The sequence below is a fragment of the Chryseobacterium urinae genome (assembly GCF_030518295.1).
In the GTDB taxonomy this organism is placed as follows: domain Bacteria; phylum Bacteroidota; class Bacteroidia; order Flavobacteriales; family Weeksellaceae; genus Chryseobacterium; species Chryseobacterium mucoviscidosis.
In genome coordinates this window covers 1-19,184 of sequence record NZ_JAULSJ010000002.1, presented here as the reverse complement: position 1 = coordinate 19,184, position 19,184 = coordinate 1, and the positions used below count along the sequence as shown (strand labels likewise).

Genomic DNA, 19,184 nt, shown 5'->3' with positions numbered 1-19,184 from the left:
TTGAAGCGATTTTTTTACTGCCTGAAAAAACTCTTTATAACTTGCTTTTTTGAGTTAAAGATAACAGGATAGCTCTTCAATTCCGGACGAAAACCTCTGAAAAACTCTTCAATAGCGGGAATGTCACTTCCTTCAAAATCAAAGATTTTAGTCTGTACATTCTCACGAATTACATCGTCTATAATAAATGAAGAACCTGATAATTTAATATAATCTTTATCATTAAATGTACCTAATAAGACAACAGTCTTATGATCAGTAAAGACAGCTATAAGATTAATAATCTCAGTATCATAAAAAAATGCTTTTAACTTTAAGTAGCCTGCTTTTTCCAGATCTGTAAAAATTTGCAGAAAGCTATTTTTATCCTTTTCATTTTTTGCACCAATCAGATTTTTTGAAATAAATTCCCAAGCATTAAATATAGAAACCTCTCTTACTTCAGATTTTTGTAAAATATCATCATCAAGCCTTAATTTTCTCTTTCTCTTAGGAGAGTATTTCTGTCTTACAATTTCATAATTATCCGGATAAATAAGGAAATTTTTTCTCCTTTTTAATAATTTACTAAAGGTATTTTTATCATTAAAACCATAATACCAGATATTATATTTTTTTTCTAAAAAACTTAAAAAAAGATCGTTAATTTTAACATCATCGATATGCGAAAAAATACCTAATTGCTGACAAAGTTTAGGATTAATTACAATTTTAAATCCTATTTTTTTTACAAAAGGAACAGGCATTACTGCTTCATAGTCATTATAAACAAGCAATTCCCACTGTTTTCCACAAGTAATATCTAAAAAATCCTTAGTAGCGGAATATTTCCGTTGTGCAGAATTTTCAAGACACTTAGAATACTTCTCAAAATCTATTTCATTGTATTTCAATCTTCTAATCATAATAATCCGTCGTCTGAGAAACTAAAGTATGAATTCTGTGTCACAATAAGATGATCCAGGAGCTGAATTCCTAGCATTTTTCCTGCTTCCTTTATTTTTTGAGTGATTTCAATATCTTCTCTGCTTGGCTTCAGATTTCCAGAAGGATGGTTGTGTGCCACAATAATTCCTGTCGAAAAATGATCTAAAGCTGTTTTAAAAAGGACTCGAATATCCACAATCGATTGATTAATTCCTCCTTGCGTAAGCTGAGCAAGATGAATGACTCTGTTGCTCTGATTCAGAAAAATTGCCCAAAAAGCTTCTGTCCGGAGATCCGACAAATGATTTCTGAAAATCTGATATGCTCCATCACTTCCTGAAATCACAGGCTTTTCAGGGATTTCCTGACTTGCTCTTCTTCTCCCGATCTCCAAAGCAGTGATTATAGATATTGCTTTTACCTCTCCCACTCCCTTAAATTTCATTAAATCTTTTAAAGACAGAAGACTTAACTGATGCCAGTTGTTATTAACAGATGCTAAAATTTTTCTTGCCAGTTCTATCGCTGTTTCATCCCTGCTTCCGCTTCCCATAATAATGGCAAGTAGTTCAGAATCAGAAAGCGAACTTTTACCTTTCCGTAAAAATTTTTCTCTCGGTCTGTCGTCTTCGGCAAGAAATTTAATAGGCATTTGTTAAGTTTTGAAAATAAAATTAGTAAAAAGCATACAAAATAATGGTTTTATTTGAACCGTCAATAAATTTTGAAGTTTCGTTGAATGCACTTTTAGAAAGCATCGGACATCCAAAACTTAAACAGGCAGGATTTGCAGATTCTTTGTCTGGAATACAATAATAAGAATGCAGTACAATTGCTCTGGCTCTTGCATTGCTGTTCGTTTCATCCAGACCATCCAGTCGATAGGCTTTTCCGAATTTTCCGGAATAACTTTCCCGAATTTCGTATTTTCCTAAAGAGGATTGGTGAGAACCATCAACATTGCTGAATTTCAAGGCAGAGGAGTTTTTTACAACAGATCCGTCACCATGAGCAACAATTGCTTTCTGCAGGATTTTATTGTTCTTCAGATCGTAAACAAAGTAACGGTATTTCCCTGAATGAATTTTAAAATTAATAAAAACAGCAAGGTTCTGATTATAATTTTTTCCTTTAATAAAATTCTTTACTTCCAAAATTTTAGATTTAGGCAAATCTTCAACAGTATTTGAAGCCTGAGAATCAAATTTGGTGCACGAAATAAGGAAAAGAAATAAAAAAATAAAGGGTTTCATCATTTGCGGAAGTTTTATTCGATAATCATTCCGTCTTTCATTACCAGTTTCCGGTCTGTAATTTCTGCTAAATTCGGGTTATGCGTAACGATTACAAAAGTCTGGTTGTATTTATCTCTCAAATCAAAAAACAATCTGTGAAGATCATCTGCATTTTTCGAATCTAAATTTCCCGTTGGTTCATCAGCAAAAATAATTTTCGGTGAGTTGATTAAAGCTCTTGCCACCGCTACTCTTTGCGCTTCACCACCTGAAAGCTGATTGGGCTTATGATGCAGTCGCTGTTCAATTTTTAAGTCTTCAAACAGAGCATATGCCTTTTCTATAGCTTCTTTTTCGTTGGCTCCTGCGATTTTTGTAGGCAATAAAACGTTTTCTAAAGCTGTAAATTCCGGCAATAATTGATGGAACTGAAATACAAAACCGATATTCTGATTTCTGAATTTAGAAAGCTGCTTATCATTCATATTGATGAAAGATTCTCCGGCAATTTCAATTTCCGTATCAAACTTATTGGAAGTCGTTGGCTGATCCAGTGTTCCCAGAATCTGCAAAAGTGTAGATTTTCCGGCTCCGGATTCTCCCACAATTGAAACCACCTCTCCTGTTTTGATATGAATATCAACACCTTTCAGTACTTCTAAATTCCCATAAAATTTATGGATATTCCTTGCTTTAATCATGATTCAAAAATAGTGAATTGATTTAAATCTGAAAAGCAATAAAAATATAATTTACAGCGACTATCCATTTTCCAGTCGATATTTTTTCTCAATTTTATTGGCAAGCCAGCTCACGTAAAATAGCTGAAAACTGTGATAGATCATTACAGGAAGCAGAAACAGCACTTTCTGATCTTCCGGTATCCCCAAAACCATTACAAAAAGGCTTCCGTGAACAAGGGATTTCTTTGATCCACAGAAGGTAGCTGTGATGGTATCTTCTCTTTTAAAATGAAGCTTTCCGGAAATTAATTTTAAAATTCCGTATACCGAGAAAAATAAAGTGATAACGCTGACTGCAATAATCAGGAATACAGAAGAAGGAACTGAGGCAAATACATTCTGTGAAAACGCATCGGAGAAACTTTCATAGACGATGAGTAAAATGATCATTTTATCAAATTCCGAAATAATTTTCGCATATTTTGTCACCCAATTTTTTAATAGCGGATTTAAAATTAACCCTAAAATGATCGGCAGTAAAACTTTAAGCAACAATTGCTGAATAATTTCTGCGTTATTAATATTTTCCTGATCGGGTTGTATAAAAAAGCTCATCAGTAAAGGAGTCATGACAATTCCAATGATTCCTGAAATGGAGGCATTGAAAATAGCCGAAGTTATGTTTCCTTTTGCGATAGAAACCATTACAACGGACGATGATACTGTAGAAGGCAGACTTGCAAGAAAAAATATGGAAAGCCACGTCACAAAAAATTCGGTATCTTTTACAAAACCATAAAACAAAAAGACGAGCAGCGGAAAAATAATAAATGTTCCTGCCTGAACCAAAAGATGCAGTTTCCAGTTGGAAATATCTTTGATGATTTCTTTGATATTCAGCTTTAATCCGTAAAGAAGAAAGATCGTTGCAATTACCCAGTCTATAAATGCTGATAGATTAAAATACTGATTGTATTCGCTTCTGAAAGGAATCAGTTTACCTGCTGCAACCATTACGATCAGCAATAAAAGAAAAATATTTTGCTTGTCTAATTTTATTCTGCTCAATTTCATTTTTTAAAAGTAGCAAGGATCATTCTAAAATCTTTGTGACCATATTAAAATCACCTTAAAATTATCTTAAAAGCAAAAAAGGTCTACCGAATTTCTTCCGGTAAACCTTTTTAAATTGTATATCTAAACAGAAAATTACAGTAACAATGTTAAAGGACTTTCTAGATAAGTTTTTAAAGTCTGTAAGAACTGTGCTCCTGTAGCACCGTCTACTACTCTGTGATCACAAGCTAATGAAAGCTTCATGATATTTCCAACCACGATTTGTCCGTTTTTCACAACAGGTTTCTCGATGATGGCTCCTACTGAAAGAATCGCAGCATTTGGCTGATTGATGATGCTTGTAAATGTTTCGATTCCGAACATCCCTAAGTTTGAGATAGAGAAGGTAGAACCTTCCATTTCATTAGCTTTAAGACCTTTGTTTTTCGCTCTTGAAGCCATATCTTTCACAGCAGCAGAAATCTGCGTATAATTCATCTGATCTGTATTCTTAAGAACAGGAACTACCAATCCGTCCGGAATTGCAACTGCTACCCCAATATTGATGTTTCCTCTGTGAATAATCTTATCTCCTGCCCAGCTTGAATTTACCTGTGGATGTTTTCTTAAAGCAACAGCAGTCGCCTTAATAATCATATCATTGAAAGAAATTTTGGTATCCAGTAAAGAATTGATCTCTTTTCTTGCCTCGATCGCTTTATCCATGTTGATTTCCACCATCAGATAATAGTGAGGCGCAGAGAATTTACTTTCAGAAAGACGTTTTGCAATTACGTTTCTTACCTGTGAGTTCGGAGTTTCTGTATCTTCACCCTGTACGAAACTTAGTGCAACCTGAGCCGCCGCAGGACTTGCAGATGGAGCTGAAGCCGCTGTTTTAGCCGCAGAAGGCTGATAATTTTCAATATCTTTTTTAACGATTCTTCCGTTTTCTCCGGAACCCTGAATACTGTTGATGTCTACGCCTTTATCCTGAGCCATTTTCTTCGCTAAAGGAGAAATTGCAACTCTGTCTGTAGATGAATGATCTGCAGCCGGTGCCGCTTTTTCTTCTGCTTTAGCTTCTATTTTTTGTTCAGCAGGTTTTTCTGATGATGAAGCAGCCGCTTTCGGAGCGCCAACTCCTGAAACATCTGTTCCTTCTGGTCCTATAATTGCCAAAACCGAATCTACCGGAGCAGCTCCTCCTTCTTCAACACCTTGTTTCAACAACACTCCATTGAATTCAGATTCGAAATCCTGAACAGCTTTATCTGTTTCGATTTCAGCAAGAAGATCACCTTCTTTTACGGTATCTCCAACGTTTTTGTGCCATTTTGCTACCTTACCTTCCGTCATTGTATCCGAAAGTCTTGGCATGGTAATTACCTCCACCCCTGCAGGAACTTCCGCAGAAGTCTGTTCCACACTGGAAGAAGTGTTTTCGGTTTTAGATTCTTCTTCTGTTTTTTTCTCTTCGGAACCACCTTGAGCCGGAGCTGCTGCACCGCCAGTAAGTCCTGAAATATCTTCTCCTTCATTACCGATAATTGCAAGAACAGAATCTACCGCTGCTGCATTACCTTCTTCTACTCCTACATATAAAAGAGTTCCTTCCATTTCAGATTCAAAATCCTGAACCGCCTTATCTGTTTCAATTTCAGCTAAGATATCGCCTTCCTTTACTTTATCACCTACTTTTTTATGCCATTTTGCCACTTTCCCTTCCGTCATTGTATCGGAAAGACGCGGCATTGTAATTACTTCTGCCATAATTTTTTATAATTTGAAAATTTGGGATTTTATGAATTTGAAAATTAAAAAAGATATGATAATAAATCATTTTCAAATTTTCAAACTTTCAAACCGATTTATTATCTTTTAGTTTTCTAATTTGTCTAAGAACGGATAGTCTTCCTGAGCATATACATACTCGTAGATCTTCTCTGCATCCGGATAAGGAGAGTTTTCCATGAATTCTATGCACTCTTCCACGAAATCTCTGGATTTGTTATCCATCGCTTCCAATTCCTCTTCTGTTGCCCAGCTGTTAGCCAAAATTCTTTGTTTGATAAGCTCGATAGGATCATCATTTTTGTGAAGCGCAACTTCATCTTTAGATCTGTATGGTTCTGCATCAGACATAGAGTGTCCTCTGTAACGGTATGTTCTTGCTTCAATGAAAGTAGGTCCGTCTCCTCTTCTTGCTCTTTCAATCGCTTCATAAGCCGCTTCAGCTACTTTTTCAGGATCCATTGCGTCTACTGCAAGACAAGGCATTTCGTATCCTAAACCTAATTTATAGATATCTTCGTGGTTTGCTGTTCTTTTAACAGAAGTTCCCATCGCATACTGATTATTTTCTACAACGAAAATTACCGGAAGCTTCCAGTTCATCGCCATGTTAAACGTTTCATGTAATGAACCCTGTCTAGCCGCTCCATCTCCGAAGAAACAGATATTCACCGCTTTTCTGTCGAAGTATTTGTCTGCAAAAGCAATACCTGCTCCCAAAGGAATCTGACCCCCTACAATACCGTGACCACCGTAAAATCTGTGCTCTTTGCTGAAAATGTGCATAGATCCGCCCATTCCTCCGGAAGTACCTGTAGCTTTACCACAAAGTTCCGCCATGATTCTTTTAGGATCCACTCCCATCGCCATTGGATGGATATGGCATCTGTAAGCAGTGATCATACTATCTTTAGTTAAATCCATTGCATGCGTAAAACCTGCAGGGATCGCTTCCTGACCGTTATACAAATGTAAAAAACCTCTGATTTTTTGTTTTAGATAAAGAGAACGGCATTTGTCTTCAAACCTTCTCCACATTGTCATATCTTCATACCACTTCAGGTATACCTCTTTAGAAAATTCTTTCATGTGTTGAGCTCTTGCTTATTTATTATGAAATAGTTGAGCAAAATTATAAAAAAAACTTCATTTTTATTGTATACCTACCTATTGTTTTTTTGGTTATAGTATTATATTTACATCATTAAACCTTAATATGGAAGAAAAACAGCCTTCATTATTGCATAAAATATCAAGAATTATATCAGATTTTTTCAATCCTCTGCTCTCTCTGTTTATATTTTTCGTTTACATGAGTTTTCTGAAATACTCTCTGAAAGAAGCCATTACCTCATTTCTTCCTATATTAATAATAGTAATTGCTCCTGTCATCATCTGGCTGGTTTGGAATGTAAAAACAGGAAGATATACCAACATGGATGTATCCAACAGAGTACAGCGAAAAACGTTATATATTTTTATTGCAGCTTCTGTGATATCGTATATCGGCTTTAATTATTTCAGAAACGGACAGATCGATTTTGTAATGCTCTTTATTCTGATATTGCTTTTTGCATTGCAGATCAGCAATTATTTCATCAAAAGTTCGATGCATACTGCATTTAATATATTTGTAGCTGCTTTATTTTTTACGCTGAATACCATAATGGGAATCATCTGGTTAGGCATTGCGATACTCGTAGGAATTACAAGAATTATTCTAAAACGACATACCCCAAAAGAAGTGTTCATGGGAGCCGGAATTGCTTTTATAGTATCTTTTCTTTACCTTTATTGCAATATTCAGTTTCAACATTAAGAATTTATATGAAAATCAATCATCTTACATCTGCGGAAGAAAATTTAATGAAGCTGTTCTGGAAGCTGGAATCATTTTATTTAAAGGATATTATGGAACAGCATCCTGAACCCAAACCCCATCAGAATACCGTTTCCACATACCTTAAAATACTGGTTGAAAAAGGATATCTTTCTACGGAAAAGGAAGGAAGGATATTTAAATACTCCGTGATTGTACCTTTGGAAGAATACCGGAAATTTTTATTAAAAGAATTTTCACAGCATTTTTTTGACAATTCGGGTAAGGAAATTTTAAATCTTCTGCTTCAGGAAAAATTAATTTCTCAGGAAGATCTGAAGGAACTTAATCCTGCAATAGAGATAAAGCCTCTGAAAGTAAAAGAAGAATTTGAGTATGCCAATGAAATTCTGAATCCTAAAAAGGAGAAAAAGAAAAACAAGGATAAGGATAAGGATAAGGAAAAAGACAAAGACAAGAAAAAGAAAAAAAAGAAGGAAAAAGAATAATTCCTTTAAAAAAGATCATAAAAAAAGCGGTTCCAAAAGAACCGCTTATATTTTTTACCAACGTTTTCCACCGCCGTTTCCGCCGCGATCTCCTCCACCGTAGCCACCGCCACCGCTTCTGTTACCGCCACCGTAGCCACCGCCACCTCTGTTGTTACCTCCGTAACCGCCACCTCTGTTACCTCCACCATTGTTGCTGAAAGTTCTTCTTGGCTTTTCTTCTCTTGGTTTAGCTTCCGAAACGTTAAGTTCTTTTCCGTTGAATTCTTTCTGATTAAGAGCTTCAATAGCCTGTTGTCCTTCTGCGTCCTCCATTTCGACAAATCCGAAACCTCTAGAACGACCAGTTTCTTTATCTGTAATGATTTTTACAGAAGAAACTTCTCCAAATTCTGAAAATAAATCCTGCAACTCATAATCTTTAGTTGCGTAGTTGATGTTTGAAACAAAAATGTTCATCTTGATTAATAAAATTAAAATAAGTTAAAAATGATTTGGTTTATAAAAGAAAAACAACATAAAGAATGAACAAATATTGATTCCAGATATAATACAGGTGCAAGATACGATTATTAATTTCATATCAAAGCTTTTTTTAAAATTATTTTAATAAATTTTTCAATCAAAATATTATTTCGTTAAAAAGTATTAATTTATCATGAAATATTTATGAATAATCATTAAAAAGAGTGACATCTACAAAATAACGGAACACCGTGACCTCCTACTTTGGATAAATTTAAATCCCAAACATAAATCTCAAAAGTAAAAACCATACGCTCTAAAAGAAATAATTGAGAATATAAATATTTCTTTTCGGATTACTGAATCTAAATCTTTTGACAAAGCCGGTTATAAAAGCTAAATTTGTGCAGTAAAATTTCAGATATGAACTATCACACAAGAAAATGGGTAAAACCGGAAGACCTTAACCCCAATCAGTCTCTTTTCGGAGGAAGACTGTTGCAGTGGATCGATGAAGAAGCTGCGTTGTATGCAGTTATTCAGCTTGAAAACAAAAAAGTAGTCACCAAATTTATCTCAGAAATCAATTTCGTAAGCTCCGCAAAACAGGGCGATATCATTGAAATCGGGATCGAAGTTTCGGCGTTCGGCTCAACTTCTCTTACTTTAAGATGTGAAGTGCGAAACAAAATGACCCATCAAACCATCATCACCGTCGACAGAATCGTTATGGTAAATCTCGACGAAAACGGAAATCCTGCTCCTCACGGAAAAACGAAAGTGGAATTTGTGAAAGACAGACTGAACAACCAAAGCTCCTTATGAAAATTTTCATAAAAAATATGGTCTGCGGCAGATGCATTTCTGCTGTGGAAGCTATATTTGCTGAAGCAGGTATTCCTTTAACATCAATCACTCTCGGAGAAGTGGAGACTCAGCAGGATGTTTCAGTTCATGATATGGAAAAACTGGAAAATCTTCTCCTAAAAACAGGCTTTGAAAGAATAAAAGATTCTGCCCATCAGTTGATTGAGAAAATTAAAAATTTAATTATTGTAAAAATCAGCGAACTGGATATCGCTGAAAGTTTTCTTTTGTCTGAATTTTTAACCCAGAGACTGCATAAAGAGTACAGTTCTCTTTCAAAAACCTTCTCTCAGAACGAAAACATCACGCTTGAACAGTTTTTCATTCTTCAAAAAATTGAAAAAGTAAAAGAACTTCTTTTATATAATGAATTTACTTTAACAGAAATCGCGGGAAAACTCGGCTATAAAAGTGTTCAGCATTTATCTTCCCAGTTCCGAAACAGCACCGGCTTCACTCCTACTGAATTTAAAAAACTGAAAATTCACAACAGAAAACCGCTGGACCAGATTTAAGTTGGAGGGTTGGAGAATTGGAGAGTTTTTTTGGATTTAAAATCGTTTGGATTTTCACTTCTACACTAAAACTCTAATACCCTCAAACACAAAACCCCTCCCACTCATAAGACAGAATTCTGTAAACATTATCCTTAAAATTATAACAGGCTTCCGATTGCTTTTTAGAAATTTGTACCATAAATCAGAAGGATCATGGAAAAGCAATATAAAATTCTCGGAATGACCTGTTCCGGATGTCAGAAAAAAATTTCTGAGAAACTGAACAGTTTAGAAAACATAAAAGCTGATATAAATCTCGAAAACAATACAGCAATCATTATCTCCGACAATGAATTTGAGCTGCATACTTTAAATAAAGCACTCGAAGAAATCGGCAACTACAAACTGGAAGATCCGGACAATCCTGAAAAAACCTTCATTAAACCACAGGACAGAGTTTCTCCGTCTTCGGTTTACTATTGCCCAATGGAATGTGAAGGAGAAAAAGTTTATTTTCAGCAAGGAAAAAGATGTCCGACTTGCAATATGTATCTGGTTCCAATTGAGGAAAAACACGCTAAAGATCCGAATTTTAAACCTGCTTATTCCCAAACAAATCTACCTGAAAATTTCAAAGACAACATCGGAAAATACTACTGTCCGATGTTCTGCGAAAGCGATAAAATTTATCCTGAAAAGGGAGACTGCCCTGTCTGTAATATGCATCTGGAAGAAATTACAGAAGATTTAGTTAAAAATTCCACTTCAAATTCGCATCAACATTCTCACTATCACACCCATCATCATCACGAAGCACCGAAAGTAACCGATGAAATGGCTGGAAAATACTATTGTCCGATGTATTGCGAAGGCGATAAAGTCTACGACAGCAATGTCGGATGTCCCGTTTGCGGAATGGATCTCGTAAAATATCCTGAGAAAAAAGTGGCAAAATATACCTGTCCGATGCATCCTGAAATCATTCGTGACAAACCGGGAGACTGCCCGATCTGCGGAATGGACCTCGTAAGAATGCCCGACAAAAACGAGGAAGAAGATGAAACCTACAACATCTTAAAAAAGAAATTCATCATTTCACTGGCTTTTACCGTTCCCGTTTTCATTCTTTCGATGGGCGGAATGCTGTTTAATTTTCCTTTTTCCCATCAAATTCAGGGAATTTTTGAATTGATTTTAACGCTTCCTGTTGTCTTGTATTCAGGATGGTTTTTAATGAAAAGAGGATTTGTTTCTTTCAAAACAGGGAACTTAAATATGTTCAGCCTGATTGTTCTGGGAGTTGCAGCCGCATTTATTTTCAGTATTGTCGCTTTGATTTTCCCTGATATAATTCCGCATGAAATTCGTGGCAGCCATCATGAAACTCCATTATATTTCGAAGCGGTCTGTGTTATTTTAACGCTGGTTATTTTGGGACAGCTAATGGAAGCTGCGGCGCACAAAAAAACAGGAAATGCCATCCGTGAACTGATGAACTTGTCTCCTGATGAAGCCAATCTTATCGTTAACGGAGAAGAGAAAAAAGTACTGCTTTCACAGATTAAAATCGGCGATTTATTAAAAGTGAAACCGGGGGAGAAAATTCCGGTGGACGGAAAAATAACGGAAGGAAGTTCTGTAGTTGATGAAAGTATGATTACCGGAGAGCCAATTCCCATTGAGAAAAACGTTAATGATAAAGTTTCTTCCGGAACCATCAACGGAAATCATGTTTTTATCATGAGAGCGGAAAAAGTAGGCAATGAAACCCTGCTTTCCCAAATTATTAAAATGGTGAACGAAGCGAGCCGAAGCAAAGCCCCGATTCAGAAACTTACAGATAAAGTTTCTAAAATATTTGTTCCTGCTGTCATTTTAATAGCCGTTTTAACCTTTATTCTGTGGCAGATTTTCGGTCCGGAAGGTCAGAAAACGCTGTTTGCATTCGTCAATACGGTTGCTGTTTTAATTGTAGCCTGTCCTTGCGCTTTAGGTTTGGCAACACCAATGTCTTTGATGGTTGGAATAGGTAAAGGCGCAAAAAACGGAATTTTAATTAAAAATGCTGAAGCCCTTGAACAGATGAATAGGGTAAATGTGCTGATTACCGATAAAACAGGAACTTTAACCGAAGGGAAACCATCCTTAGAACATATTGAAACAGTTGATAAAGACGAAAAATTCATTTTAAAATTAGCCTATTCATTAAATCAGAATTCGGAACATCCGCTTTCAAATGCAGTGATTAAAAAGGCAAAAGCTGAAAGTATAACTCCTGAAAAAGTAGAAAATTTCGAAAATATTTCCGGAAAAGGAATCAAAGGAAACATCAATGGAAAAACAATTTTCCTTGGAAACGAAGGTCTTTTAACCTCACATCAGATTTTTATTCCTCAAAATATAAAACAAAATGCAGAAGAAATCCAGGCGAAAGCACATACCATTTCTTATGTCGCTCAGGAAAACGAAGTTTTAGGATTTATCAGTTTTACCGATAAAATTAAAGAAAGTTCTAAAAAAGCGGTTCAGCAGTTATTGAGTGAGGGAATTGACATTATCATGATGACTGGGGACAACGAATACACTGCAAAAGCCGTTGCAGAGGAATTGGGAATCAGACATTTTAAAGCAAACTGTCTTCCTGAAGATAAATTAAATGAAGTAAAAAGACTGCAGAAACAAGGGAAAATTGTAGCGATGACTGGCGACGGAATCAACGACTCTCCCGCTTTAGCTCAGGCAAATATCGGAATCGCAATGGGAACAGGAACCGATGTTGCCATCGAAAGTGCAGAAATTACTTTGCTGAAAGGTGATATTTTAGGCGTTGCAAAAGCCAGACTGTTAAGTGAAAAACTACTGAAAAATATTAAGGAAAATCTGTTTTTTGCTTTTATATACAATATTTTGGGAGTTCCCGTTGCGGCAGGATTATTGTATCCGTTTTTTGGAATTTTGTTATCTCCGATGATTGCGGCAGCGGCGATGAGTTTTAGTTCTCTTTCTGTCATTTTAAACTCTTTGCGACTGAATTCGGTGGATCTGGATATTGAGTAAATTTTTCTCGCAGATTTGGAGACTAAAATCACTGATTATCAACAAAAAAGATCACAATAGCTTTTAAAAATCTTTGATTTTTATTCTTTTGAGAACTTTAAAAATTCTGATAATCGCTTGTATAAATGTCTTTTGCAACTTTTGCGGTTAATTCTGAATTTGTTTAAAACAGGCTTATTAATAAACGTAAATAATAACAGTACAATTATCTCCTAAATCTGCGAAAGCAAAAAGTAACAATATGAAAAAAGAAGATCTATACATTGGCTGTTCGGGATTCTACAATAACGATTGGAAGGGTTCATTGTATCCTGAAGACGCGAAAAGTAAAGATTTTCTTACGTTGTATTCAGCGGAATTTAACTGTGTGGAAATCAATTCTACATTTTACAGAAAACCGACCGCAAAAACTTTGTTGAAATGGTATGACGAAACGCCCGATGATTTTAAGTTTTTCATTAAAATTCCGAAAATCATTTCTCATGAAAAAAGACTGAAAGACTGTAAAGAAGAAATAGTGGAATTCTGTCATCATATCGAATCTCATCTGAAGGAAAAACTGTCCGGATTTCTGTATCAGTTTCCTCCCTCTTTTAAAAATACTCAGGAAAATATTGATTTAATCCTTAATAATCTTAATTTCAATTATCTGAATGTCATTGAATTCCGTCACGAATCGTGGTGGAATGAAGAAGCGTTTAGAAGCTTGAAGGAAAATAAGGTCATTTTTTCCGGTGTCAGTTTTCCCGGAAATCTACCGGAAGATGTCATTATCAACGATTCTGAAGTTTTATATTATCGGCTTCACGGAAAACCTGTGCTTTACAAATCTGAATACAGCAATGAATTTCTTGAAAAATTAGCTGAAAAGATTAAAAATTCACAACATAAATCATTTATCTTTTTCAATAATACATGGGGAAATGCCGCCATTAAAAATTCGCTGTATTTAAAGAAAATTCTGGAGTAAAAATATTTTATTAAAATAAGATTAAAAAGTCAAAATCAAGTGAAATTTGGCGTAATTTTTGTTAAGAATAATTTGGAAAAATTAACAATTTTTAACAACAAAATTCCATTAAATTTTATGACAAAAACTTTTGCGGAAAAGTCTAGAAACAAGACTTTTCTTGGGATGCTTGCATTGGTGAGTGCAACTTCAATCTTATTCAACAGCTGTAATCAAAAAAAAGACAAGAAAGAATCTGAAAAACTGATTCCGAAAGACCATCCCGTCGCAAAAATTGTCCCCAAACCTGATGATGAAAATGTTCCCACAGATAAAAGAGTAATTTATCTGACTTTCGATGACGGTCCGAATCGCGGAACCGAAAATCTCCTGAAAATTTTACACAAAAGAAACATCTGCGCCACCGCATTTCTTGTAGGCAAACACGCTTACGGAAGCAAAAAGCAGCAGGAAGATCTGGAACTGTTAAGAAAAGATCATTTAATAGAACTTGCAAATCACAGTTTCACGCACGCGCACAACAAGTACACCGATTTTTACAAAAATCCGGCGGGTGTAGTTGAAGATTTTAATGCCGCAAAAGACAGCCTGAAAATGTATGATAAAATCGCGAGAACTCCCGGAAGAAACATCTGGAGACTGAATAACATTACCGTAACAGACCTTAAAAGTTCTACCGAAGCCGCAGATAAGCTAAAACAGGCAGGTTACAAAGTAATCGGTTGGGATCTTGAGTGGAAACCGACCAATAAAATGGCATTAAAGGGAAAACATGAAGAAATGCTGAAAAAAGTGGACAGTATTTTCTTTAATGATCTTGAAAAAACTTCAAGACATCTGGTTTTTCTTACGCATGACCAGTATTTAACCGATGCAGATTCCATAAATGAACTCGATCTTTTTATTGAAAAACTTCAGAAAAGCAACCGTTTTGTTTTCAGAAAAATCTCGGAATATCCTAAAATTAATGAGGTTTTGAATTAAATTTAATCATCCTTGTCCGATAAACATTGAAACATAATTATAAGGTCGCTCCTCCGGAGCTTCCATTCTAAGAATAACTATTTTCTATGAACAGGTTGCTCCTAATGGAGCTGCATTTAATCCCATCGGGATTTACTGTTAGTAGAAAAAAAGACGCCATCAAAAAAAGCTCCAGAGGAGCGAACTGTCGATTTGTGCGATAAAAATTGAGATCATAAATTTGTTTATATGTTTTATCGGACAATATTGAAATTTAATATATTGTATGTCTGTCATTCTGATCGAAACGAAGTGGAGTAAAGAATCTTTAACAATAAAACTTAGATTCGCCCTTCGTCAGAATGACAGACATTCTGTTTTAGACTCAACAAGAATCTCAAGTCTAAAAATTTCAATATTCATTAGCTTTTCCTCTTTAAAATTCGGAAATTTGCCATTATGAGTATTCAGGAAAATTACAATCATATTAAAAGCCAGCTTCCTTCTGATGTACAGTTGGTTGCGGTTTCAAAAACACATCCTGTTTCTGCGATTCAGGAAGTTTATAATCTTGGACAGAGAGTTTTTGGTGAAAATAAAGTTCAGGAAGTAGCAGAAAAATATCCGCTCCTTCCCAAAGATATTCAATGGCATCTGATTGGGCATCTTCAGACGAATAAAGTAAAATATATCGCTGAATTTGTGGATACCATCCAAAGTGTAGATTCCGAAAAGCTGATCCGTGAGATCAACAAAGAAGCAGCAAAGCACAACCGAACCATCAAAGTATTGCTTCAGGTGAAAATTGCAGAGGAAGAAAGCAAATTCGGACTGGATATTAATGAAGCCAAAGATTTGTTTGAACAGTATCTCAGCGGAGAATTTCAGAATATCGAAATTACCGGATTGATGGGAATGGCAACTTTCACGGACGATAAAGATCAGGTGAAAAAGGAATTTTTAAACCTGAAAAGTCTTTTTGATGAATTAAATCAATTAAAAAACCTCGAAACATTATCAATGGGAATGAGTGACGATTTTCCGATTGCCATTGAATGTGGTGCCAATTCCGTAAGAGTGGGATCTGCCATTTTCGGGAGAAGAGATTATTCCAACTAAACGATTAGGTATAGTTTTTGCTAATAATTCAATCAAAAAAATCTAAATTTGCAACTATGCAAAAAATCCTTATTGTAGAAGACGAAAAAGCAATCTCAGGAGTACTCCACAGTATTCTTTCTGACGAACTAACCGACTATGAATTTGTAATCGCCGAAGACGGACTTGAAGGCTATAAACAGGTAGAAAAAGAAGATTTCGCACTGGTGATTTCCGATATCAAAATGCCTAAACTTTCAGGAACTGAACTTTTAAAGCAAAGTTTAGCGCTGAAGCCGGAATCTACCTTCATCATGATTTCAGGACACGCAGACATCGATTCTGCGGTTTCATGCCTTAGAGACGGTGCTTACGATTTCATTTCTAAGCCAATCGACATCAACAGACTGATTACGAGCGTAAAAAATGCTTTAGCTAAAGAAACACTGAAGAAAGAAAATAAAAATCTTCAGACAGAAAATAAAACGCTAAAGAAAAAGGTAAATAAAAAATACCAGATGATCGGCGAATCGGCAGGCTTGAAGAAAATTCAGGATATGATCGAAAAGGTGGCTGTTTCTGATGCAAGGGTTTTAATTACAGGACCAAACGGAGCCGGAAAAGAGCTGGTTGCACATGCGATTCATAATCAAAGTGACAGAGCAAGAGGTCCGATGGTAGAAGTTAACTGTGCGGCGATTCCTTCTGAACTGATTGAATCTGAATTATTTGGTCACGTAAAGGGATCTTTTACAGGGGCTATTAAGGATAAGCAGGGAAAGTTTGAGCAGGCAAACGGTGGAACAATTTTCCTCGACGAAATCGGAGATATGAGCTTAATTGCTCAGGCAAAAGTGTTGAGAGCATTACAGGAAAGCAAAGTTTCGCCTGTAGGAAGCGATAAGGAGATTAAGGTGGATGTAAGAGTTCTTGCAGCAACCAACAAAAATATGCAGAAGGAAATTGAAGCGGGAAGATTCAGAGAAGACCTTTACCACAGACTTTCTGTGATTGAAATCTACGTTCCGCCATTGGATGAAAGAAAAGAAGATATCAGGTTACTGGTTGAGCATTTCTCCGGAATGATTGCCGATGAACACGGTACTGCTGTAAAGAAATTCGATGATAAAGCTATTGAAGCTTTAAAAGCACTTTCATGGACCGGAAATATCAGAGAATTGAGAAACGTTGTGGAAAGATTGATTATTTTAGGAGGAAACACGGTTTCTGCCGAAGACGTTGCAAGTTTTGTAAGGAAGTAATATAATGATTACTTTAAAATAAATTATGAAAATTGCAGTATCATTTGTTACTGCAATTTTTTTTTGAATAAAAACTATATGAATTGTAAATAATTATGAACTTTTTGAATAAAAACTATACGAAAGAATGCCTTACTCTGGCTCTTCCCGTCATGTTGACGCAGGTTGGGCAGGTTTCGGTGAATCTTTTTGATAATATTATTGTAGGAAATCTTCTGGGAGCCGATGCTCTGGCCTCAGTTTCATTGGGAAATGCTGTATTTTTCTCGATGTTTGTATTGGCTTTGGGATTTTCTTTTGCGATTCCGCCTTTGGTTTCGGAGGCGCATTCGAAACATGACCATAAGACGATCAATTCTGTTTTCAGTCATGGCTTTGTCATCAATATGACGGTGGGAATTTTGCTAATGGGGATTTTACTTCTGGGAATGCCGCTGCTTTACAAATCCGGACAGCCGGAGAAGATCATTCCAGATACGGTTGATTTTTTAACGATTATGGCAATCAGCATTGTTCCGTTTATGGCTTTTCAGACACTGAGAGAAGTTTCGGAAGGGCTTTCTTACACCATCGGAGTTACTAAAGCGACCATTATTGCCAATGTCATTAATATTGTTTTAAATTATGTTTTCATTAAAGGACTTTGGATTTTTCCTGAAATGGGGGTAAAAGGTTCTGCTCTTGCAAGTTTAATCGCCAGAATTTTTATGGTGGTTTTTCTGTATTTTGTGCTTTCGAATGAGAATAAAACGAAACAGTACATCAAAGATTTTTCATTAAAAGTTGAAGTTTTTTCAAAGAAAATGTTTGAAAAGATGATAAGACTCGGTTTTCCGACGGCTTTACAGATGTTCTTTGAAGTAACTGCTTTTGCGGGAGCAGCTTTTATCTGCGGATTAATTTCGGCGCACGATATTGCTTCTCACCAGATTGCCTTAAGCATGGCTTCTTTTACTTTTAATTTATGCATCGGTTTCAGTGTGGCTTCAACGGTGATGATCGGGAGAAAACTGGGCGAACAGAATTTCGTTGAATTAAGAAAGGTAGGAATTAACAATCTGAAAATTGCGTTTATTTTTATGTGCATCTGCGGAATTGTCTTCATTTTGGGACGAAATATTCTTCCGACATTTTTCACCAAAAAAGAGGAAGTTGAAGTGATTGCTTTAGCATCTAAATTAATGATAATTGCCGCATTATTCCAGCTTTCGGATGGAATTCAGGTGACAGCTTTAGGAATGCTGAGAGGGTTGCAGGATGTAAAAATTCCTTCTATTTACACGTTTATTGCATATTGGGTAATCACAATTCCTTTAGGATATTTCCTTTGTGTAACCATGAAAATGGGAGCTTTCGGAATGTGGATCGCTTTAGGACTGGGATTAACGGTTTCTGCAGTAATGCTCGTCAAACGTTTTTTGAATATGTCTGCAAAAAGAATTAAGCAGAATCTGTAATAGGAAAGCGGTCTTTTTTGGATCGCTTTTTTATTTAAATTTGTTAAATGGAATTGACAAACCGCGACCTGAGAAGACATTTATTATTTTTTGATCCTGCTTTTTCAAGACTGGAAAATATTCTTGAAGGCTTAGATAATGGCATTAAACATCTTTATAATTCTGAATTATGTATTGATTGGTACGGTACAATGGATGAAAAACATGAATGTGAAACTATTTACAGATTGGCTATTCTGGCTTTTGAAACTTATATTACTTCAAGCGCTGCTTCCTTGTGTAAAGAGAATGAAAATCCTCAGCAGTTTTACAACCTTTCATCAGAAATTATTTTAATTTCAGCTCTCGCAAATTATCTTACTTCTACAACAAAAAATTATGATACCATTTTTGAGAAATATTCTTTAGAAATTAATAATTATCCTCTTTACAATGGAATCAAGATTTTAAACAACGAAAGAGATTTACTTCAGATTGGTAAAATTTTGAAATCGTGGAGAAACCAAATTGTATATATTCAATATC

At 35.6% G+C, this 19,184-nt stretch carries 19 protein-coding genes; 11 read left to right on the top strand and 8 right to left on the bottom strand.

What is annotated here, in order from left to right; genetic code table 11:
• Positions 1 to 14: 14 nt before the first annotated feature.
• The 7 genes from QWT87_RS01280 to pdhA all read right to left on the bottom strand — a co-directional run bounded on the left by QWT87_RS01280 (position 15) and on the right by pdhA (position 6,784).
• Entirely contained in the window at positions 15 to 893 is an 879-nt protein-coding gene (locus tag QWT87_RS01280) for a hypothetical protein (protein ID WP_302712894.1), read from the bottom strand.
• Between the two features lie 8 nt (positions 894 to 901).
• Positions 902 to 1,579: a RadC family protein gene (radC, locus tag QWT87_RS01275; RefSeq protein ID WP_302712892.1), complete on the bottom strand. Its 678-nt coding sequence runs from the start codon at positions 1,577 to 1,579 to the stop codon at positions 902 to 904.
• Between the two features lie 22 nt (positions 1,580 to 1,601).
• Entirely contained in the window at positions 1,602 to 2,183 is a 582-nt protein-coding gene (locus tag QWT87_RS01270) for a murein L,D-transpeptidase catalytic domain-containing protein (RefSeq protein WP_302712890.1), read from the bottom strand.
• Between the two features lie 11 nt (positions 2,184 to 2,194).
• Positions 2,195 to 2,863 (bottom strand): ABC transporter ATP-binding protein, encoded by a 669-nt coding sequence (locus QWT87_RS01265; protein ID WP_087709976.1) that lies wholly within the window; start codon positions 2,861 to 2,863, stop codon positions 2,195 to 2,197.
• 60 nt (positions 2,864 to 2,923) lie between these two features.
• Positions 2,924 to 3,913, bottom strand: a complete 990-nt coding sequence (locus QWT87_RS01260; RefSeq protein ID WP_302712886.1) for a bile acid:sodium symporter — start codon at positions 3,911 to 3,913, stop codon at positions 2,924 to 2,926.
• 141 nt (positions 3,914 to 4,054) lie between these two features.
• Positions 4,055 to 5,674 carry a 2-oxo acid dehydrogenase subunit E2 gene (locus QWT87_RS01255; RefSeq protein WP_302712884.1) on the bottom strand — a complete coding sequence of 540 codons (1,620 nt, stop codon included), beginning with the start codon at positions 5,672 to 5,674 and terminating at the stop codon, positions 4,055 to 4,057.
• 108 nt (positions 5,675 to 5,782) lie between these two features.
• Entirely contained in the window at positions 5,783 to 6,784 is a 1,002-nt protein-coding gene (gene pdhA, locus QWT87_RS01250; protein WP_076390342.1) for a pyruvate dehydrogenase (acetyl-transferring) E1 component subunit alpha, read from the bottom strand.
• Between the two features lie 127 nt (positions 6,785 to 6,911).
• Between pdhA and QWT87_RS01245 the strand changes: the two genes are divergently transcribed.
• Both QWT87_RS01245 and QWT87_RS01240 read left to right on the top strand, forming a co-directional pair.
• Positions 6,912 to 7,514 carry a phosphatase PAP2 family protein gene (locus QWT87_RS01245; RefSeq protein ID WP_302712879.1) on the top strand — a complete coding sequence of 201 codons (603 nt, stop codon included), beginning with the start codon at positions 6,912 to 6,914 and terminating at the stop codon, positions 7,512 to 7,514.
• A gap of 8 nt (positions 7,515 to 7,522) precedes the next feature.
• Positions 7,523 to 8,023 carry a BlaI/MecI/CopY family transcriptional regulator gene (locus QWT87_RS01240; protein ID WP_302712877.1) on the top strand — a complete coding sequence of 167 codons (501 nt, stop codon included), beginning with the start codon at positions 7,523 to 7,525 and terminating at the stop codon, positions 8,021 to 8,023.
• Between the two features lie 54 nt (positions 8,024 to 8,077).
• On the opposite strand, the gene QWT87_RS01235 is transcribed toward QWT87_RS01240, so the two are convergent.
• Entirely contained in the window at positions 8,078 to 8,482 is a 405-nt protein-coding gene (locus QWT87_RS01235) for an RNA recognition motif domain-containing protein (protein WP_076390345.1), read from the bottom strand.
• 429 nt (positions 8,483 to 8,911) lie between these two features.
• Between QWT87_RS01235 and QWT87_RS01230 the strand changes: the two genes are divergently transcribed.
• The 9 genes from QWT87_RS01230 to QWT87_RS01190 form a co-directional block, all read left to right on the top strand.
• Complete coding sequence (locus QWT87_RS01230) at positions 8,912 to 9,313, top strand: acyl-CoA thioesterase (protein ID WP_076390346.1); 402 nt, start codon at positions 8,912 to 8,914, stop codon at positions 9,311 to 9,313.
• Positions 9,310 to 9,870 (top strand): helix-turn-helix domain-containing protein, encoded by a 561-nt coding sequence (locus tag QWT87_RS01225; RefSeq protein ID WP_302712868.1) that lies wholly within the window; start codon positions 9,310 to 9,312, stop codon positions 9,868 to 9,870. Before QWT87_RS01230 ends, QWT87_RS01225 begins: the two co-directional genes overlap by 4 nt.
• Before the next feature lie 195 nt (positions 9,871 to 10,065).
• Complete coding sequence (locus QWT87_RS01220; protein WP_302712866.1) at positions 10,066 to 12,909, top strand: heavy metal translocating P-type ATPase; 2,844 nt, start codon at positions 10,066 to 10,068, stop codon at positions 12,907 to 12,909.
• 241 nt (positions 12,910 to 13,150) lie between these two features.
• Positions 13,151 to 13,879 carry a DUF72 domain-containing protein gene (locus tag QWT87_RS01215; RefSeq protein ID WP_302712864.1) on the top strand — a complete coding sequence of 243 codons (729 nt, stop codon included), beginning with the start codon at positions 13,151 to 13,153 and terminating at the stop codon, positions 13,877 to 13,879.
• Positions 13,880 to 13,996: 117 nt separating this feature from the next.
• Positions 13,997 to 14,863: a polysaccharide deacetylase family protein gene (locus QWT87_RS01210; RefSeq protein WP_302712862.1), complete on the top strand. Its 867-nt coding sequence runs from the start codon at positions 13,997 to 13,999 to the stop codon at positions 14,861 to 14,863.
• 438 nt (positions 14,864 to 15,301) lie between these two features.
• The gene (locus QWT87_RS01205) at positions 15,302 to 15,961 is read left to right on the top strand and encodes a YggS family pyridoxal phosphate-dependent enzyme (protein WP_302712860.1); all 660 of its coding nucleotides are present in this window, start codon (positions 15,302 to 15,304) and stop codon (positions 15,959 to 15,961) included.
• Positions 15,962 to 16,017: 56 nt separating this feature from the next.
• Complete coding sequence (locus tag QWT87_RS01200; protein WP_302712858.1) at positions 16,018 to 17,202, top strand: sigma-54-dependent transcriptional regulator; 1,185 nt, start codon at positions 16,018 to 16,020, stop codon at positions 17,200 to 17,202.
• Between the two features lie 95 nt (positions 17,203 to 17,297).
• The gene (locus QWT87_RS01195; RefSeq protein WP_302712856.1) at positions 17,298 to 18,659 is read left to right on the top strand and encodes an MATE family efflux transporter; all 1,362 of its coding nucleotides are present in this window, start codon (positions 17,298 to 17,300) and stop codon (positions 18,657 to 18,659) included.
• A 47-nt stretch (positions 18,660 to 18,706) separates the two neighbouring features.
• Positions 18,707 to 19,184 (top strand): hypothetical protein (locus QWT87_RS01190; RefSeq protein WP_302712854.1); only part of this gene is annotated, 478 nt, incomplete at its 3' end.

What these genes read in the sequence shown, in the direction of transcription:
- QWT87_RS01240 (WP_302712877.1), top strand. Translation starts at nt 7,523, where the DNA reads ATGAAAATCAATCATCTTACATCTGCGGAAGAAAATTTAATGAAGCTG.
- pdhA (WP_076390342.1), bottom strand. Translation starts at nt 6,784, where the DNA reads ATGAAAGAATTTTCTAAAGAGGTATACCTGAAGTGGTATGAAGATATG.
- QWT87_RS01230 (WP_076390346.1), top strand. Translation starts at nt 8,912, where the DNA reads ATGAACTATCACACAAGAAAATGGGTAAAACCGGAAGACCTTAACCCC.
- QWT87_RS01205 (WP_302712860.1), top strand. Translation starts at nt 15,302, where the DNA reads ATGAGTATTCAGGAAAATTACAATCATATTAAAAGCCAGCTTCCTTCT.
- QWT87_RS01200 (WP_302712858.1), top strand. Translation starts at nt 16,018, where the DNA reads ATGCAAAAAATCCTTATTGTAGAAGACGAAAAAGCAATCTCAGGAGTA.
- QWT87_RS01255 (WP_302712884.1), bottom strand. Translation starts at nt 5,674, where the DNA reads ATGGCAGAAGTAATTACAATGCCGCGTCTTTCCGATACAATGACGGAA.
- QWT87_RS01235 (WP_076390345.1), bottom strand. Translation starts at nt 8,482, where the DNA reads ATGAACATTTTTGTTTCAAACATCAACTACGCAACTAAAGATTATGAG.
- QWT87_RS01270 (WP_302712890.1), bottom strand. Translation starts at nt 2,183, where the DNA reads ATGATGAAACCCTTTATTTTTTTATTTCTTTTCCTTATTTCGTGCACC.
- QWT87_RS01220 (WP_302712866.1), top strand. Translation starts at nt 10,066, where the DNA reads ATGGAAAAGCAATATAAAATTCTCGGAATGACCTGTTCCGGATGTCAG.
- QWT87_RS01195 (WP_302712856.1), top strand. Translation starts at nt 17,298, where the DNA reads ATGAACTTTTTGAATAAAAACTATACGAAAGAATGCCTTACTCTGGCT.
- QWT87_RS01265 (WP_087709976.1), bottom strand. Translation starts at nt 2,863, where the DNA reads ATGATTAAAGCAAGGAATATCCATAAATTTTATGGGAATTTAGAAGTA.
- QWT87_RS01245 (WP_302712879.1), top strand. Translation starts at nt 6,912, where the DNA reads ATGGAAGAAAAACAGCCTTCATTATTGCATAAAATATCAAGAATTATA.
- radC (WP_302712892.1), bottom strand. Translation starts at nt 1,579, where the DNA reads ATGCCTATTAAATTTCTTGCCGAAGACGACAGACCGAGAGAAAAATTT.
- QWT87_RS01215 (WP_302712864.1), top strand. Translation starts at nt 13,151, where the DNA reads ATGAAAAAAGAAGATCTATACATTGGCTGTTCGGGATTCTACAATAAC.
- QWT87_RS01210 (WP_302712862.1), top strand. Translation starts at nt 13,997, where the DNA reads ATGACAAAAACTTTTGCGGAAAAGTCTAGAAACAAGACTTTTCTTGGG.
- QWT87_RS01225 (WP_302712868.1), top strand. Translation starts at nt 9,310, where the DNA reads ATGAAAATTTTCATAAAAAATATGGTCTGCGGCAGATGCATTTCTGCT.